Origin of the sequence: Proteiniphilum sp., from assembly GCF_034331125.1 — a bacterium.
Lineage (GTDB): Bacteria > Bacteroidota > Bacteroidia > Bacteroidales > Dysgonomonadaceae > Proteiniphilum > Proteiniphilum saccharofermentans.
The window spans coordinates 51,093-69,558 of record NZ_JAXQGC010000041.1; the positions used below are offsets into that span (position 1 = coordinate 51,093).

The 18,466-nt window shown below is 44.5% G+C and carries 11 protein-coding genes; 3 read left to right on the forward strand and 8 right to left on the reverse strand.

Features of this window, described 5'->3' with window-relative positions; genetic code table 11:
- Window positions 1-3: 3 nt before the first annotated feature.
- Window positions 4-552 carry a hypothetical protein gene (locus tag U2P89_RS10020; RefSeq protein ID WP_322191313.1) on the reverse strand — a complete coding sequence of 183 codons (549 nt, stop codon included), beginning with the start codon at window positions 550-552 and terminating at the stop codon, window positions 4-6.
- Between the two features lie 141 nt (window positions 553-693).
- Between U2P89_RS10020 and glyA the strand changes: the two genes are divergently transcribed.
- The gene (gene glyA, locus U2P89_RS10025) at window positions 694-1,974 is read left to right on the forward strand and encodes a serine hydroxymethyltransferase (RefSeq protein WP_313380081.1); all 1,281 of its coding nucleotides are present in this window, start codon (window positions 694-696) and stop codon (window positions 1,972-1,974) included.
- Window positions 1,975-2,197: 223 nt separating this feature from the next.
- Window positions 2,198-4,294 (forward strand): ATP-dependent DNA helicase RecG, encoded by a 2,097-nt coding sequence (recG, locus tag U2P89_RS10030; RefSeq protein ID WP_409568029.1) that lies wholly within the window; start codon window positions 2,198-2,200, stop codon window positions 4,292-4,294.
- 130 nt (window positions 4,295-4,424) lie between these two features.
- Here recG and U2P89_RS10035 read toward each other — a convergent pair whose 3' ends face one another.
- From U2P89_RS10035 to U2P89_RS10045, 3 genes are all read right to left on the reverse strand, one after another.
- Window positions 4,425-6,341 (reverse strand): SusD/RagB family nutrient-binding outer membrane lipoprotein, encoded by a 1,917-nt coding sequence (locus U2P89_RS10035; protein ID WP_322191314.1) that lies wholly within the window; start codon window positions 6,339-6,341, stop codon window positions 4,425-4,427.
- 21 nt (window positions 6,342-6,362) lie between these two features.
- Window positions 6,363-9,503, reverse strand: coding sequence for a SusC/RagA family TonB-linked outer membrane protein (locus U2P89_RS10040; protein ID WP_083711056.1), 3,141 nt, complete (start codon window positions 9,501-9,503; stop codon window positions 6,363-6,365).
- Window positions 9,504-9,962: 459 nt separating this feature from the next.
- A complete protein-coding gene (locus U2P89_RS10045; protein WP_313380085.1) occupies window positions 9,963-12,617 on the reverse strand; it encodes a DUF5686 family protein in 2,655 nt (884 codons plus the stop codon).
- A gap of 103 nt (window positions 12,618-12,720) precedes the next feature.
- Between U2P89_RS10045 and U2P89_RS10050 the strand changes: the two genes are divergently transcribed.
- Window positions 12,721-13,194, forward strand: coding sequence for a GNAT family N-acetyltransferase (locus U2P89_RS10050; protein ID WP_313380086.1), 474 nt, complete (start codon window positions 12,721-12,723; stop codon window positions 13,192-13,194).
- Window positions 13,195-13,223: 29 nt separating this feature from the next.
- Here U2P89_RS10050 and U2P89_RS10055 read toward each other — a convergent pair whose 3' ends face one another.
- The 4 genes from U2P89_RS10055 to U2P89_RS10070 all read right to left on the reverse strand — a co-directional run bounded on the left by U2P89_RS10055 (window position 13,224) and on the right by U2P89_RS10070 (window position 18,318).
- Window positions 13,224-15,422 (reverse strand): GH92 family glycosyl hydrolase, encoded by a 2,199-nt coding sequence (locus U2P89_RS10055; protein WP_322191315.1) that lies wholly within the window; start codon window positions 15,420-15,422, stop codon window positions 13,224-13,226.
- Window positions 15,423-15,450: 28 nt separating this feature from the next.
- On the reverse strand, window positions 15,451-16,725 hold the full coding sequence (locus U2P89_RS10060; protein ID WP_322191316.1) for an acetylxylan esterase: 1,275 nt from the start codon (window positions 16,723-16,725) through the stop codon (window positions 15,451-15,453).
- A 151-nt stretch (window positions 16,726-16,876) separates the two neighbouring features.
- The gene (locus U2P89_RS10065; protein ID WP_322191317.1) at window positions 16,877-17,098 is read right to left on the reverse strand and encodes a hypothetical protein; all 222 of its coding nucleotides are present in this window, start codon (window positions 17,096-17,098) and stop codon (window positions 16,877-16,879) included.
- An 11-nt stretch (window positions 17,099-17,109) separates the two neighbouring features.
- Window positions 17,110-18,318, reverse strand: a complete 1,209-nt coding sequence (locus tag U2P89_RS10070; protein ID WP_322191318.1) for an ATP-binding protein — start codon at window positions 18,316-18,318, stop codon at window positions 17,110-17,112.
- Between the last annotated feature and the right edge of the window lie 148 nt (window positions 18,319-18,466).

Consider the following 18,466-nt stretch of genomic DNA (forward strand, 5'->3'; position numbering starts at 1 on the left):
GACCTAATTTAGACTGATATTATATGCGACACTGATACCCGGCGTGAAGAAACTCTTTTTGCGGATAGCACTCTCTTTACCAGCGAATCCCATATCGCAGTATATGGAAAAATTGAACTGTTGCACGGCATAACCGGCTATGGGTGAGAAAGCCAATCCGGCATAGCTGGCGCCGAATACCGCCCCGATACGCGGTTCCACGAAAAAACCGTCCGAGATACCCTCTTGGGTGAAACGATAGCCCGCCAGCGGCATGATATAGTTGAATGCATCGTCGGCATCATTCTTGATGCTGGAAAGAATTTTACCTTCCCCGTAAGGATTGTTGAAAGCCTTCACATTCAAAGAAATGTAATTATTGGGGTTGAGGGAAAGCAGATTGTCCTGGGTAAGCCAACCGAGAGTCCCGCCCAAACCGAATTTCTTGTCGCGGTTTGTGTTGGCTACTAAACCGGCATCCACCGAAACATGAATATAGTTAGATTGCTGTGCTTCTGCCGACCCGATAGTCAGTGCGGCAAGCAGAATGATAATAAAAATTGTTTGTTTCATTTTATTCTAATTTATAAGGTGACTAATCGAATTATGGTTGCATCCATAAAATGCAAATATAGTGAGTTAATTCTGTTCCGGCTCCATTCTGTGCCGTAAAAATCACTATATTTGCACTCAATTCTTTTAAAAAATATTCGAATGAACCAAGACAGGCAGATCGCAGAGATCATAGGGAAAGAGCGTGAGCGGCAGTTGAAAGGTATAGAACTGATTGCCTCCGAAAATTTTGTGAGTGACCAGGTGATGCAGGCCATGGGGTCGGTGCTGACCAATAAATATGCCGAAGGCTATCCGGGCAGACGCTATTACGGCGGCTGTGAAGTGGTGGATATGAGTGAGCAACTGGCTATTGACAGGCTGAAGGAGTTGTTCGGTGCTGAATGGGCTAATGTCCAACCTCATTCCGGTGCACAGGCAAATGCCGCTGTGTTCCTGGCTTGTTTGAAGGCCGGTGATAAATTCCTTGGATTGAACCTATCGCATGGCGGCCACCTGACGCATGGATCGCCGGTTAACTTCTCCGGACTGATGTTTCAACCGGTGGAATACAATGTGCGTGAAGACAATCAACAGATCGACTATGACCAACTGGAAGACGTTGCCCGTACGGAAAGGCCTAAACTGATCATTGCCGGCGCATCTGCTTATTCCCGCGAGTGGGATTATGCCCGCATCCGTAGGGTAGCCGATGAGATCGGCGCCATCTTTATGGTCGATATGGCGCATCCTGCCGGTTTGATCGCCGCCGGATTACTCGATAACCCGTTGAAATATGCCCATATCGTTACCTCTACAACCCATAAGACCCTGCGTGGCCCGCGTGGGGGAGTGATCCTGTTGGGGAAGGATTTTGAGAATCCGTGGGGTATCACCACGCCGAAAGGAGAGGTGAAGATGATGTCAACCCTTTTGGATTCTGCCGTATTCCCCGGTATGCAGGGAGGCCCGTTGGAACACGTGATTGCCGCGAAAGCGGTTTCGTTCTACGAAGCGTTGCAACCCGAATACAAAACTTATCAGGCACAGGTGAAGAAGAATGCCGCCCGGATGGCGCAGGCGTTCGTCGACAAGGGGTATAAAGTAGTCTCCGGGGGAACGGACAACCACATTATCCTGGTGGACCTGCGCACCAAATTCCCCGGCCTTACCGGTAAAGTGGGAGAGAAAGTATTGGTGGAAGCCGATATCACCGTTAACAAAAACATGGTGCCCTTCGACAGCCGTTCTCCTTTTCAGACGTCGGGATTGCGTTTCGGGACACCTGCCATCACCACCCGTGGGGCAAAGGAAGACTTAATGGGTGAGATCGTGGAGATGATCGATACCGTGCTTTCGGATCCGGAAAACGACAGGACAATTGCGTTGGTGCGTGAAAAGGTGAATGCCACCATGCGGCAATATCCGCTCTTCGCCTGGTAATTTTTTAGAGTGACGAGTGTGATTCGATCAGGCTGATTGAGAAATGAGCGATGAGGAATAGTTTGAACTGTTCCTCATTTTTGTTTACATTTGCGAAAAACTTGCAACTTGGAAGGTGATAAAAATTTGCAATAAAAATACTATACTGCATAAAAAGAGTATGTTAAATCAATTATATTGCAGCGGAAAGAAGAGCGTGATCTGGAACGTATAGTACGTAACAATAATGAGTATTCTTCAGACTGACATAAAATTCGTTCCCGGTGTTGGACCCAAAAGGGCAGAGATCCTCAATAAGGAGATCAATCTCTTCACGGTCGGTGACCTGCTGAGGTGGTATCCCTACCGCTATATTGACAGGAGCAGGATTTATTATATCCACGAGATCGATAACTCGATGGCCTATATTCAGTTGAAAGGGAGGATCACTGCGTTCGAATCCTTTGGCGAGGGACGTCGCAGACGGTTGGTAGCACACTTTACCGACGGTACCGGTTTTGTGGATCTGGTCTGGTTCCAGGGGATACGGTTTATAGAAGGGAAGTACAAACTCAATCAGGAATATGTAGTTTTTGGTAAGCCCACCCTGTTCAATGGCAAGTGGAATATCGCCCATCCCGATATCGATCCTTTTATGAATGAGTCGGATCGCCCTGAAGGGTTGATGGCAATGTATAACACCACGGAGAAGATGAAGAACCACTATCTTAACTCCAGGGCGATGCAGAAGATCATCGACAATGCTTTCGGGTTGATTAAAGAGCGGCTACCGGAAACACTTTCGTCCGATGTAGTGAAAGAGGTCAAGCTGATGCCGTTCCATGACGCGTTGGAGAATATTCATTTTCCGAAATCAGCTCCTTTATTACGTGATGCGGAGTATCGCCTGAAATTTGAAGAGCTCTTCTATATCCAGCTTAATATTGTTCGTTATGCCTCGGAAAGGAAAGGGAAGTTGAACGGTTTTATCTTCAGGAGAGTGGGGGATCATCTCAATTCGTTTTATAAGCAAAAACTTCCGTTCCCTTTGACCAACGCACAGAAAAGGGTAATTAAAGAGATCAGGAAAGATACCGCATCAGGGAAACAGATGAACCGTCTGCTGCAGGGAGATGTAGGTAGCGGTAAGACGTTGGTGGCGATCATGTGCATGCTGATTGCGCTTGATAACGGTTACCAGTCCTGCCTGATGGCGCCGACCGAGATCCTGGCGTCGCAGCATCTTGAAACGTTTAGCGAGATGCTCTCGGGAATGGACTTGAGGGTGGAGTTGCTGACCGGTTCCACGAAGAAGAAGGAACGGGACGAGATCCATGCCGGCCTCCAATCGGGTGAGGTTGACATCCTTATCGGAACGCATGCCTTGATTGAAGATACCGTGCAGTTCAATAATCTCGGGTTTGTAGTGATCGATGAGCAGCATCGTTTCGGGGTGGCGCAACGGGCAAAATTATGGACAAAAAACAATCAGCCGCCACATGTGCTGGTGATGACCGCCACTCCTATTCCCCGTACGCTGGCAATGACGGTTTACGGCGATTTGGATGTGTCGGTGATCGACGAACTACCGCCGGGCAGGAAGCCGGTACAAACGCTTCACCGGTACGATAAGAAACGGGGTGCACTTTATGAGTTTATCCGTGAGCAGATCCGTGTGGGCCGGCAGGCATATATCGTTTATCCATTGATTGAAGAGAGTGAAAAGCTCGACCTGAAGAATCTGGAGGAAGGATACCTGCATGTCAAGGAAGCTTTCCCCGAGTTCAACGTCTGTAAGATGCACGGACGAATGAAGCCTGCCGAAAAAGATGAAGTAATGCGGCGGTTCGTGGTCAATGAAGCGCAGATCATGGTGTCTACAACTGTAATTGAAGTTGGTGTGAATGTACCTAATGCCAGTGTAATGGTGATCGAAAGTGCGCAGCGATTCGGTCTCTCGCAATTGCATCAGTTGCGGGGGCGGGTAGGGCGGGGAGCCGACCAGTCCTATTGTGTACTGATAACACCTTATGAAATATCATCCGATACCCGTAAGCGGATGGAGATCATGACCGAAAGTAATGATGGATTTGTCATTGCCGAAGCCGACCTGAAGCTGCGGGGCCCGGGCGATCTGGAAGGAACCCAGCAGAGCGGTATCCCTTTCGACCTCAGGATTGCTGATCTGGTAAAAGACAGTAATATTCTATATCGTACCCGGGAGATTGCAGAAGACCTTATTGAAAAGGATCCTAAACTGGAACAACCGGAGCATCTGGTATTAAAGCAACAATTGGGCCGTTTGGGTGGAAACCGCTACGAATGGGGAAGGATCAGTTGAAATATTTCATGATAATAATCGGATCTAAAGTATTATGATGCCGACCGCTATGTAATTGATACGAGAGGTCAGAAAATAAAATAGGAAGAATTAAAAAATTCCTCCTATTTTCAATCAATTAAACTACCAGTTAGTGTTTAGCCCACCAAAGCGGTGTTAACACAGCATCGGGACCACCCAGCAATTCCACGGCTTTTTTATATCCTTCAGGATTGCTGTTCTCAAGCGAAGCCGGATATTTAAGACGCTGTGGGAAAAAAGTGGGTTGTTGCGTAGTTCTCACATTATCCTTAGTTAATGCGGGTAAATCAGTCAACGCATTTTCAACTACCATGTTTTCAAAGAACGGAAGACCCAAACGGCGATAGTCGTTCCATGTTTCAAGTGGCAACCACGGGTTCTGAGCAATGAATTTTTGGGTGATGATTTTAGTCATATGATCGTTCAGTGCTTTACCGTAGGATGTTTGACTGGCCACCGGATATCTATAAGCGTATTTGGCAGGTTGCTTGGTGTAACCGTTTATAATATCCACCTCAACCGTCGAGGGTGGTTCTGTAGTATGATCCCATTTTACAGAAGTTCCAACGCGGTTATAATCGGTAGATGCGATATACGAATCATAGAACTTATCAATCCCGTGGTATTCCAAACTTGCTTTTATGCCTCTTTCGTAAGCATCTTTGGCTGCAACCGGAGTTGACCAACCTCTAAGAGATGCTTCAGCTATCAAGAAATAAGTTTCCCAATTGGCAAAGAATACACGTCTTTGTGAATGGTTCCTGTACTTCTTCACAAGGATTGGGTTGTAAAGGGAACCGATTACCTGATTCATAGCAGACATATCACCCCAACTTCCTCCGGGCATCGTATTCCAGGTAAACGCAAGATTTATTTTGGCTATTTCCTCTTTCTGGTCTCTGTCGGCGAAAATAGATCTTTCAATAGGGCCTAAGTCATCTTCTGATGTAAATTGAGCGTTAGAGTTACTGAAATCACCCGGGATAGAGTAAAGTTGATATGCCCTGGGATCAATAGAGTAATGGAGTCCATCGAAAACAAAACCGATTGAAGGATCGTTCGTGTAGGTGGAAAATTGGTTTTGATATCTAACACCCATATATCCCTGGGGTTTAATGTAAGAGGAATAGGAAGCATCCAACTGGTCTGCTGATTTTATACCTCCCAAGTTAATCATAAGGTTATTAAGCGTATTACTCATCAATAAAGCGTTCCACGGTCTGGACATAACTCCTGCAAGAGGATCCCATCCATCACGTTCCTGTACAGAAAACATATCTCCTGCTTCAAGGATAAGTGCACCTTGTGCAGCATCTTCAAACTCAGTTTTTGCCTTTGCTTCATCTACTTCCGATAAACGCATCGCAAGACGCATACGTAGAGAATTGGCATATTTTACCCATTTTGAGAAATTGAATTCATATGCACGGTCAAATTTTTTATCCACGTCCTGGGGTGTTACATTCACATCTATATTGGCTGCCGCGTCTTTCAGTTCGTCAAGCAGGAAATAATACACATCCTTAACGCTTGAAAATTCCGGATTGGTTCCTTTGAAAGCTTCAATGGGAAGTGGACCAAAGTTATCGGAAAACTCACTCATTAGATATGCTCTCCAAATACGAGCCACCTCTTTGAGGTTTTTAGCCATCTGACGGTCATATTCTACCGCAAAATCATCTTTTTCAATTTGCTTTTCGGCCAAATCCACTGCTTGTGTGGCCGATCTCATCCATTCGGATACATAACGATAGTAATCGGAACTCCAATCGTTGTTGTATGTTCCCAGGTTGATGCCGCCCGAACGATCTTGCCGTCCGGCCCGTCTCCAGTACAATACGAAAGCCCGTTCCGCAATGTGCGGATCTTGTTGGGCATCGGTGATCGCTTTATTTAATATGTATTGCACCTTAATGTCATCCTCATTCGCTGCATTGGGATCTTTGTTTATGTCCTCAAAATCGGAACAAGCACCCAATAACATGATTGCAGCTAAAAACGTATATAATATTTGCCTTTTTTTCATTGTTGTTGTCATTTTAATTTATTAGAAACCGAATGTTACGTTAAAAAGGAATGTCCGTGAAGTAGGAGGAGCCGTATTTTCAAAACCTACGGCGTTAGTGCCAATGGCAAATACCGACTCGGGATCTACTCCTTTGAGATGACTCTTAAGCATTAACGCGTTGTTTACGGAAACTCCCATTCTTAATCTGGTAAATGGAGTGTTGGTCAATAACGAACGGTTAAAGTCGTAATTTAACTGTACGTTACGCAGGCGTATATTTGTTGCATCGTAAATATTTGCTTCGGAAATACCGAGATTTCCGGTCGCTGTAGTTACACGTTCCCAATACTGCTGGGGTGTTACCTGCGTTGTATTTACCTGATATTGCTGGTTGTTATCAAGATAAACTCCTTCCACGACAAATTCTTCACGTTTTCCATTGGGTGCTGTTACAGCCGCTGTTCCGGCACTTTGCAGGTACAAGTTTGTAGCAGAAAAAATATCTCCTCCGATACGAGCATCAATCAGGAAGCTAAATGAAAAACCTTTATACTGGAAAGAGTTGGTTAATCCGATTAATACATCGGCTTGCTGATCTCCGACTTTTTCGCTTTCCGTGGTTCCGAGCGGAAGTCCATTTCCGTCCACGATCAATTTCCCATAATGCGGGCTATTTTCGTCGGTAACCCTTCTGAATTTTGTCCCGTAAATTTCGCCATAAGCCCCTCCTGCCGTAGCATAGACCTTAAGGTTGTCATAACCTCCCAATTCATAGAGTGTTACGTCGTCCGTCAGTTCTATGATCGTATTTTTATTTTTGGAAATATTAGCCTGTATGTTCCATGCAAAATCTTTCGTTTCTACCGGACGGGCATTGATCATTAACTCAATCCCCTGGTTTTGGATGTTACCTGCATTGATTTTTCTAAAGTTGTATCCACTCAACGGGTCCATCGGCAGGTTCAGTAATTGACGATGTGCATTCGACTTGTACCAGGCGAAATCAAATCCCAGGCGATTATTGAAAAAGCGGAGTTCGGTTCCTGCTTCCCACGACGAAATTAACTCACTGCGTACGGTAGGATCATACAATGTATTATTGGTTCCGGCTGTCGCGTTATTTTCCGGATCTTTACCAATGCTATAAGTATTGTAAAGCTGATAAGGATCGAGATCGTTACCTACCTGTGCGAAAGATGCACGTACTTTGGCATAGGTAAACCATGACGGCATGCCCTTTCCTTCAGTGTTCAACATGTCGCTTATTACCCAGGAGGTGCTGATTGAGGGATAGAAAAACGATCGGTTATCCGGATGCAGCGTAGAAGACCAGTCGTTTCTGAAAGTCCCATCGATAAACAAATATCCGCCGTAATTCAACTGTGCGGTACCATACACTGAGTTGATCTTCTTTTCATTATATTCACGTTCGGCATCCAGTTTGTTCTTTGAATTGCCGAATGTGAAAAGATTAAGAACAAGTAATTCATCCGGTCCAGCGGTTATTCCGGTTTTTTTCCGGTGCATAAGGTTACCTCCCAATGAACCTCCGAGTCCCCATTTACCAAAAACATTGTCTTTTTGCGCAGAAAGGAGGGCACTAAAATTATTTTCGAAGAATTTATCTTGTCCGAAGCTATAACGTCCGGTATCGGAGAGTGGGCTTCTTCCGTATGTCCTGTTATCATATTCAGTAAAATACATATCAGTTCCCCCTTTGATTTCCCCGTTTAACCAGTCGGTAAATTGATATTTCAACGAACCCTGCATTAAGAAACGTTCACGAACATCATTGCTCAATCTGTATTTAGTCAACCAGTAAGGATTGATTTGAGGAGTGGTGCCCCCTTGATACCAGACCATTCTTCCCTGCTCATTTATCGGATTACTGAAATCACGGATATCGAGAGAACGGGGCAAAGCATACATCGTGAAGAATGGATTTGATGCGTTTCTTCCCCCGACCGGACGATTACGGGCATCGGTTGAAATGTATTGTATTTTGGCATCCGTACTCCAGCGGTCATCCGGTCCGAATTGAGTGGTTGCACGCATTGTCAGATTCGTACGACTCAGGTCTGCTCCCGGAATTTTACTCCAGTCATCGGTCCGTCCCAGTGAGGTATATACGGATACATTGTTATATTGCTGTGAGAAAGCGATGTTCTCTGTCAGATTGATACCCGGTTTATTGAAATAATTGTTGATGTTGTCATAAGCCTGCATTCTTGCTGTTTCACCGTTCCATTTTGTATATTCCTGACCGGTGATTTCGGGACCCCAACTGAGTGGCGACAATTGGTCGTAAGCACCCTGACTCCCCTGACCGAACGTGTTTTGCAATTCAGGGTTCATGAAAATAGATTCGGCAGATATTGAAGAAGAAACTGTGATTCCCAATCCGTCCGTTTTTCGCCCGCTTTTAGTGGTGATTAAGATCACACCATTTCCTGCACGCGACCCGTAAAGTGCGGCAGCTGAGCCTCCTTTCAATACGGTCATACTCTCAATGTCTTCAGGATTAATATCTGATAAACCGTTACCCATGTCGGCACTGGGATTCCAATAGTCGTTGTTTTTAGCCCCGGTAAAGTTATCCATAGGTACGCCATCTACCACGATCAACGGTTGGTTCAGGTTTGTAACCGAATTGTTCCCACGGATCACAATTTTAGAAGAACCGCCGGGGCCGTTGTTGGACCGGATGACTTGTAATCCCGATATTTTTCCGGAGAGGGCATTGGCTACGTTTAATTCGCGTGCAGCCACAATGTCTTCGCCTTTTACCTCCTGAATAGCGTATCCTAATGCTTTTTTGTCACGTCTGATACCCAGAGCCGTTACAACAACTTCGTCCAGCAATTCGGAATCTTCGTTGAGTGTAACGTTTATAGTTGTGCGCCCGTTCACGGCAACTGTTTGCGTTTGTAATCCCACATAGCTGAACACTAAGCTGGCATCTGCAGGCACATTAGGCAATGTGAAATTTCCATCGATATCGGTTACTGTACCTTGTGAAGTATTCCCCTCCACGACTACGGTGGCTCCGATAACCGGTTCATTATACGAGTCTGTTACAACTCCGCGGATTGTCAGGTTTTGTGCAGAAACGGTAAATACGTACATACACAAAAGGAACATGAACAATCCTTTCAAACTCTTAAAGTTCTTCATTTTCATTCTTATTGTTTTAATCAATTAATAATTAAATATTGTTTATATTACAAAAAAATAAACTGCAACACAGAAAAACTGTCTTGTCTTTAAAAACATTACCTTATACTTCGATTATCAGAAAAGAGACAGTTGTGATTTTTATTCCGGACTTATCTTGACGCCAAAAAAGTTTTCCACCCATTAATATATTATAATATATAAATTTGCGCAAAAATAGAAAATATATTTTTATTCTAAACTATCAAATTGACATTTTAACAACCTATAAATAGATAATATATCCTATTAAAAAAAATCTATTTGAAGGGTATGAAAGACATTTTGTTTTTATTTATCGGTGACTAAAATAAAATATTATGATTTATTAGTTTTAGGATCAATTTTTTGTCAAATCAATAATTCCTGCCAGTTTTTTTGCCGATAAAAAACTGGTAAAATCGGAGGTTATGGTCGTGGAGAAATTTATTTCAATGGCTTTTCCATAAAATTCCAAAGCGGATAGCTTAACTTTACACCGAAACGATCGAACTTTTTATCGGTGAAACCGGTGAAAATCCCTGCCCTGCCTAAACCCAGGAACCCTATGGAATAACCGCCCTCCAGATAGTATTTCCTGTTTTCAGTGGACAGGCCATGCAAATGGAACGCTTCATCGAATGAGAAACGTTGCAGGAAAGGCAGGTTTTTCAGAAAGAGATACTGCGATTGATAATTCAGGTGTCCTTCCATCCACCATTTCCCGGAAGCTGTATAAGGTTCCAGAAGGTTGAAACTCCGGTTAAAATCGGACGCAGTGAACAGCATTTGGTTATTCCTGAAATATTTGAAATCATTCGGGTATAACCTGTCGGATGATAAGAACGTGCCGCCCGAAAACAGGTAATCGATCTCTTCGAAAGGGGAGACTTTAATAGTTTGAGAGATTGATGTGGAAATTCGGTCATAAAGTGGTCCAGAATTGTCGGCGAAAAGATCGACTCCTTTTTTGTATGCAACTGAAAAAGTAGGATATTTGGTGGAGACATACCATTTTTGGCCTTCTCTCACGCGGTAGCGGTATCGTGGAGTATAGGAGAGTTCCACCGTAATATTTGTGGCTGTATGATTGGGATATAAAGTGGCGTCGGAGGGAATATTTTCAGGAATATCTTTGCCGATAAAATTAAACGAGGTACGGTTACGCAGGATCGACCGTTTATCTATTTCCGCACTGGTGTACAGATGCAGTCCGTTGGCAATATCTATATAATGGTCGCCTTTGACGTACCGGCTGTCGTAAAAGCGAATGAAATTCTGTCCCAGGTCGATGGCTGCAAGGGTGTTCATCAGTCTCGACTCCCCGTTTTGACTATTTACATCACGGGATATATGCCCTGCCGAGAGATGAAACCGTCCAAGGGACATAGGTGCATAATTCAATGAGGTGGAAACGTGCCATAACCATTCTTTTCGTGCTGTGGCGTAGTAGAGCGACGGGGAAACCGAGAAATTCCGGTTCTTATCGATGGCCCAATTCAAGGAAAGGGTTTGTCCAAGCCAAAGTCCGTCGGTGAAATTGTATTCTCTCAATCCACCCATTAATCCCCCGTAACGGAGTGAAAGATCCCGGTTCATTTTCCATACGCCTCCCTGCGTAATTTTTCCGAACACGGTTTTCGGATTTTCGTCAATCGATAGTACCACTTCATTCCTATCTCGGGATGTTTCAGAAACAGTGTCGCCACCCGACAATGAATCCCTTATCTGGTAACTTCTCAACTCATCTTCCCGAAGCGGAAGTTCACGGATATTTGTCCAGAAAGCTGAGTCTCTCTTCCATGCCAGCGTGTCCACTTTCATCTTTACCTTTTCAATATCTTTTATTTCGAGCGATTCCCGTTGTTCTTTCACCTCTTCCGGTTCCACCATCCGGCTCATCAGTTTCGACATTTTATAGGCCTCTTTGGTAGAGAGTTCTTCCTTTTGGGCCAGCCTCTCCAACTCATCCGATATCTTCTGTTTTTTAGGTGGTATTTTCTGTTCCTCAGACTCATCCGGCAATGCTGTTTCATTGATGGCGACAGGATTTTGGGTTTTATCTGCCTGGACTGAATTATATTTCATTGATGCATAGTATTTTCCCGATCCTTTTACACCCATCGTATTCATAGTCATACTTACATCGTAGGTGGTGGGCAAGTAGACCGAAGGCTGTACCTGATGGTAGTTGATGCGGTAATGCAAGGTAGTGCCCAGTTCACTTGCAACGAGGTCGGCAATATATACGTTCCATGTATCTTCCAGGATGTAGATATAACCCGAGAAGAGGTTGGGGTTTTTCTTTCTGGGAGTTACCTTGATCTTGTTGATGATATGATCGGGCTGGTAATCCACATTCTCCAATTTGAAGGCATAAAACCTGAATGCTCCGGGAGCGAGCGGGGAGATTCTCCCGTTCAGCTCAGCGTTATAGATACTTGAAGTCATAATACTCAATCCCTTGTCCACATTGAACTCTTTGGGAATGGAACTTTTCAGTGCAACCACATTTTGTTGGTAAGTTTCGGGTGATGTAAAGTGAATATTGCTTTTAGATTCCATTACCAGTGGTTTTCCTATGATGGAGTTGATGTCGAAGTTATTGTCGTTGACCTTCATGGCGCGTTTAAGGATTCCCGGGATCTTATCGATGGTCAGGCTTCCCTTTATATAGGCTTCCGATGTATATTCTTTTATCTGATAACGGTAATAAGGGGCATGGGCAATTGCTTTGCGCATGATACGGTAGGCCGGGTCTTCATTACTGGCGGTAGCATAAATCACCACCTCCTTCAGCATATAGGATGTTTCCTGAAGTTCCACACGGATAGTCCGGTTTTCCTTTCCCATTATTATGTCTTTCTTGACACTCTCGTATCCGAGGGAACGAAATTCACACGCATAGGTCCCCGGCTCAAGGGTGGTTTGAAATTCGCCGAGGTTATCGGCAGCAATTCCTTTGGCAATTTCGTAGATATAGACGGTTGAGTTTGGAACAGGTTCTCCTTTTTTATTGACAATAATGCCTTTGAGTTGTTGTGCCTGAAGGCCTGCGGTGACTATCACACAACTCAATGTGAAGAGTAGAAATTGTTTCATATCCTGACTCCATTGTTAAATAAACTCGTGCAAATGTAATGATTATTTGGGATTTTTGCCGTATTTTCGCACCGTATGTTAAATCTGAATTTATCACTACGATATGACTGAAGTGAATATAAGAATATGCGATTATACAAATCCAGATCACACAAAAGGGCTTGCCGATTTAATCAACGCTTATATTGGAGATAAAATGGGCGGCGGAGAGTTTTTATCGGTAGCCGACCAAATAGAGTTAACGAACGGGTTGAAACGGCATCCTGCTTCTGTCGTCCTATTGGCTGAAGCAGACCGGACTGTGTGTGGACTGCTGGTCGCTTTTGAAAATTTTTCGACGTTTACTATCCGTCCGATGATCAATATTCATGATCTGATCGTTCTGCCCGGTTATCGCCGCAAGGGGATCGGGCGACAATTACTTGAGGCGGTTATTGCGATCGGCAGGAAAAGAGGATGCAGTCGCATCACACTGGAAGTACGCAAGGATAATCTCTCCGCCCAACATTTGTATCAAAGTCTCGGATTCGGAGAGCCCTTGCCTGCCATGTATTACTGGCGGAAAGAATTGGAATAAGATGAGGTTATTAGCAACCCGTTATTTTACTATTCAGTAGTAGTTATTATCAGTTCTTTGCCCTGTGCCAGCTGGTCGTGTCGAATAAACCATCCGTCTATGGTTTCGTTACCGTATCTGATCTGTCGGATCTTCTTTCCGTTGCCCTCCTTCCTGATGGTAAATTCCCTGCTTTCACCCAAAGAAAATTTTACCTCGTCGAACAGGGGAACAGAGATGATATATTCCGGATCGGCCGGTGAATAGGTATACAGCCCGATGGCGTTGAACACATACCATGCCGACATCTCACCCGCATCGTCCATGCCCGCATAAGCCAGTTTTTCGGCTCCCATATCATAGAAGCGGTCCATGATGCTGTCGAGCACGCATTGCGCTTTCTCCTGCCTGCCGATAAAATAATAGGTGTAGGGGATAGAATGGGAGGGCTGGTTCCCATGGCAGTAATTACCGATAAATCCGGTCATGTTGTGTGCTTCATATCCTCTCCAGGGCTCGGTGAAGAGAGAATCAAGCTTTTGATCCACTGCCTCCGGAGACGGATATAATGCGATCATCCCTTCCGGATCATGCGGTGCGAAGAAGAGCGACTGCCATGCATTCGCTTCCCGGTACATATAGGCAAAATAGGGATAGTAGGGATCGAAGTCTTCTATCCAATTCCCATTGTCGATTTTTCCGCGCCAAAAGCCGGTGGATGGATCGAACAGGTTCTTGTAGTTGCCGGAGCGTTTCATCAGCAGCGAGTAATTTTTCTCATCACCCAATTCTTTTGCGATCAATGCGGTTGCGTAATCATCATAGGCATACTCCACCGTTTTAGTGACTGCCGCCTTGTATTCATCCCATGTGGGTACGTTGGTGGTATCTTTCTCTGCGATCCAGCCCCGGTCGAGATATTCATCCAGATAAGGCCTGCCGCCGCGGCCGGGTACAGTGGCGTTCTTCAGTAATAATTTATAAGCACGTTCCAGATCGAAGTCGGTAATGCCACGCAGATAGCTTCCCGCTACGAATACCGAGGAATGGTCGCCGTGAAAGAAGGTAGGCATATACCCTCCTCTTTTCTCCCCTTTGTCGGTGATCGATTTGATAATATCGGCGGTCACATCGGGTGATAACATGGCCAGCAATACCAGCTTGTTACGATAGTCGTCCCAGAACGAGGGATTGGTATAATAACGGAATCCCTCATTGATTACCTCTCCTCTCTCATCCGTGTAATCGCCGTTCACATCGCTGCGAAGTGCGGGCCAGAGGAATGAGCGGTAGAGGGTAGAGTAGAAGATACCTTTCTCGCGCTCGGTACCACCCGATACTTTGATCTTGGAGAGTAAACTGTTCCATGTTGCATCGGCTTCTTCCCGTACCTGATTGAAGCTTTTATTCAGCATCTCCTCTTCCAAGTTCATCTTTGCATTTTCGATGCTGACAAAGGAGAATCCTATTTTGAGTTCCAGCGGTTCGTTTTTTCCTCTCCCTTTGTTTTTTTCGTTCTCACCCGACATCCCGCCGCTTTTACTCTCGCCGAAAGCCACCAGAGAAACTTCATGCCGCTCGTCTTTCAGTTGGCGTATATCTTCTATCGGATAGTTGGAGACCGCATAGAAATGCAATTTGCCTTCGGCATCCTGAAAACCGGAAAAAGTATACTCATCTACCTTTTGGATGCCCCAGTCCCTTACATGGTTGTTGGAGCGGGTCATATCGGCAATTAACTTCTTCTCCGCTCCCCTGGGATAGGTATACCGGTGAAATCCGCAGCGCAGCGTAGTGGTCAGTTCCACGTCGATACCGTAGGTTTCAAGGAATACCTGATAATAGCCCGGGTGAGCCGATTCGTTATCATGACTGAAGGTGGAGGCATAATTTCCCGGCGTGATCTCTCCCGTGACCGGCAGCAGGGGAATATGCAGCAGGTTCCAGTGCCCTTTATTGGTATGTGAAAAACCATAGATCACTGTATCCTCATATTGATAGCCTGCTCCACTCCTGAATTGGGTGACGGGACTCAGTTGCACCAGGGCATTGGGCAGGGAGCTTCCGGGAAAGACCTCGGCACCCCATGTACGTTCTTCCCAAGTACGCACATATCCCAGGTCCTCAGGTTCCCATAGCGTGGCTGTCCCTAAGAAAGGGTTCACATAACCGGTAGGTTGTTTTTCTGTTGTGGCTGTGCAACCGAATAAAACGATCGACAGGAGAATAATCGGTGAAATAAGTTTCATCTTGTTGCTGAAGTTGATTAAAAACAAATTAATTCTTGAAATGTTTATCTGCAAAATCCAGATAACATTCCCAATCATATTCCGTCACGTCATGTTTGCCGGCCCTGATGTGGTAGCCTATGTCTCCCATAATCGGTTCGTGGAGTTCCGGCATCTCATCGGAATCGATAGCTGCTAATCCGTATAACCGATACACCGGTCCTGCATGGTAAGCGGATAAGAATTCCCCTCTCGGATCCGCCCAGAGGTCTTTTTCGGCGCTTGCCACATACACTTTCCGGGGAGCTACCAAAGCAATAAGTTGATGCTGGTCTATGGGTAGCGCTTCTTCCCGGTTGTCGTACTGGAGGAAATTCTTACAGAACCAATGAGGAAAATTTTTATTGATAATGGCGATGGTTTCTCCGAACTTCCTTCGGAAAAGGGCGGCTCCCCCGCAGCCGGAATCATTGGAGATGACAATACGAAAGCGCTCATCCCGGGCGCCGGCCCAAAGAGCAGCCTTCCCTTGTCGGGAGTGCCCCATGATGGCGATCTTATCGCGGTCTATCTTCTCCTGTGTTTCCAGAAAATCCACTATCCGGCTCGACCCCCAGGCCCAGGCGCCGATAGCCTGCCATTCGTCGTGAGCAGTAGTTTCAGGATCATATCCGGGAAAGAGGGAGACGATGCTATGATCTCTTAATTCCGGTTTATCGGGGAAAATATCGTGATAGCACATCGTTGCCACCGCATATCCCCGGTCGATAATCTTGTCGTAGCTCCACCGGCTTGTTTGATTCCCCCTTTCCCAGTCGGGATGATCCGGCTCCTTTACCAAGTGGAAAACGGGAGAATAAAGAACCGTTGTATCTGAAGTAGTACTGTGATTTCCTTTGAAATTGTAGCCGACAAAAACAGGTACTTTACCTGCCGGTTTGTTGGGAATGTACAACAGAAGAATAGCTTCCGTTTTTTTCTTCCCGTTGGAAAAAGTAAATTTAACCTGCTTACCGGTTGCTTTACCGTCCAGCGCACCAGGGTTCTCCGTCAGTATTTCGTATGTAACATCGATATCTCCTGTGGGAGTGCGGCCGTACACCTGTGAAGCGAATAACTCCAGCAGCTCCGGTCTTCGCTGCTTTTCCCACTGCTCTATGGTCGAGACCACCTCTCCGTTCTCACATTGCAAAAGCCCGGGTAGCACATACGAAGGAACTTTCGACTCATCGTAATTCACGTTTTGCTGGGGATACAGGAGGGAAGCGGCAAAGAGGCATACAATTAAACCTGTAAATTCTTTTATTCTTTTCGTTGTTATCATCTATTGTATTTTTATAGTTGAACCAAGTTGTTATCATTATTAATAATTTTTTCATCTCTTTTCTATTTTACGTGCTGGTAATTCATTTCGCTATTCGTCTGTAACACGCAAAAAAGAAGCTTGGCCAATAATACAAGTAACTTATCATTGATTATACTGTTTCTTTGAGTCTGTCAATGGCCTTATATATTTTTGTGTAAATCTTCTTTTCAATTTCCCAAACACTTGTATTACCGAAAAGACGGGGTTTTACAATGCAGGTAAAACCTTTGAGCCGTTTTAAATGCTGAAAATAATATTGTTCGGTGATCCCTTCACCAACGATATATACTGATTTCTTCTGGTTTTTTGTTCCTTTATTCTTCCTTGCCATAGCTGAGCGGTTTAGATATTGGGAATCGCGCCGAACCTGCCGAGCTTGTATGCCTTTTGCAGTGAACTGAGTCTGTTTAACCCTTTAAAATCAGTTAACGGATAAAGCGCTGAAACTCCTTCCTTGTTTTTTGTCGTAAACCAGATGTTGTCTTTTCGGATAAGGTCTTCCTCCGCCAGAAGGCCATCATAGTGTGTGGTAAACAAAAGCTGTTCGGTTTCAGACTCTTTGAGGAATTTAACTAACAGGAACTCTATCAGTTTGGGGTGCAGCGATGATTCAATTTCGTCAATGGCAATGAATCCTTTGTTCCTGATCCCTTCATAGATATAACCCGAAAGCCTGAAAGCCTGGATTGTTCCCGCTGATTCCATATCCTCCGGAAAACTATAGTAAACATAGTTGTTATATTTGTCGATGATCCTGTGTGTATAATAATAGGAATTATCAAACGGCGTTTCTGTCTTCTCATTCCGTTGGATGTCCGATATATTGAAATCCGCTTCCTTAATAAATTGGAGTATATTTTCTCTCTGCTGCCGGGAATGGATGTCTATATGCTGCGGAAACAGTTCGCCAGGGGCAATAAGTGGCAGCAGCAGTTTATTATGCAGATAATTATTGACTTCTTCCAACACAGGAATATTCGTATTAACCCTACGGTATGCAGAAAACATGGATATATTGGGAAGGCACTTGATCGTGATCTCGTCCCTGACAGCCGCCGGGACTTTCAACTTAGTGCTGAATTTAATAACGGATATGCCTTGGTTATATACCCTTTCAAATATGGCAGTAGGCTGGGTACTGAAATATGCCTGTAAAGTTTCGGATATTACGGTATTGTCAAGTAAAGCCAATGAGTATTTATACTTGATATATTTTTTTGTTTGATCTTTTATATAAAAAGTAATGGCAAACTCCGATGGTTGTTTGTGTGATTTTTCATCGAGCATAAAAGAGGTATATGGGATAGGGTCATTTCTTTCGACTATCTTGCCGGAATCAAAGAACTCCTGAAAGAACTCCCATACTTTCAAAACATTACTCTTTCCCGACGCATTCGCTCCGTAAATGATACCTAACTTTAACAATTTCACATCAGGTTCGACTTCAACCACATGAAATTGCTGCATAGCTGTGTCATTGTCTGCTTCAAAGCTAAAAGTCGTTTCATCCCTGAAGGAGAAAAAATTCTTGAATGTAATTTCAGCAATCATATCTGTATCTGTTATAACTGCAAATGTAAAAATAAAACTTGATCTACACCTTTTTTATTCCAGAAAATTGCATTATTATCGTAAATATGACAAATAAAAACATGATTCTTAATTTTTTCTCTTATTCGATATTCTTTTAATGTATGTT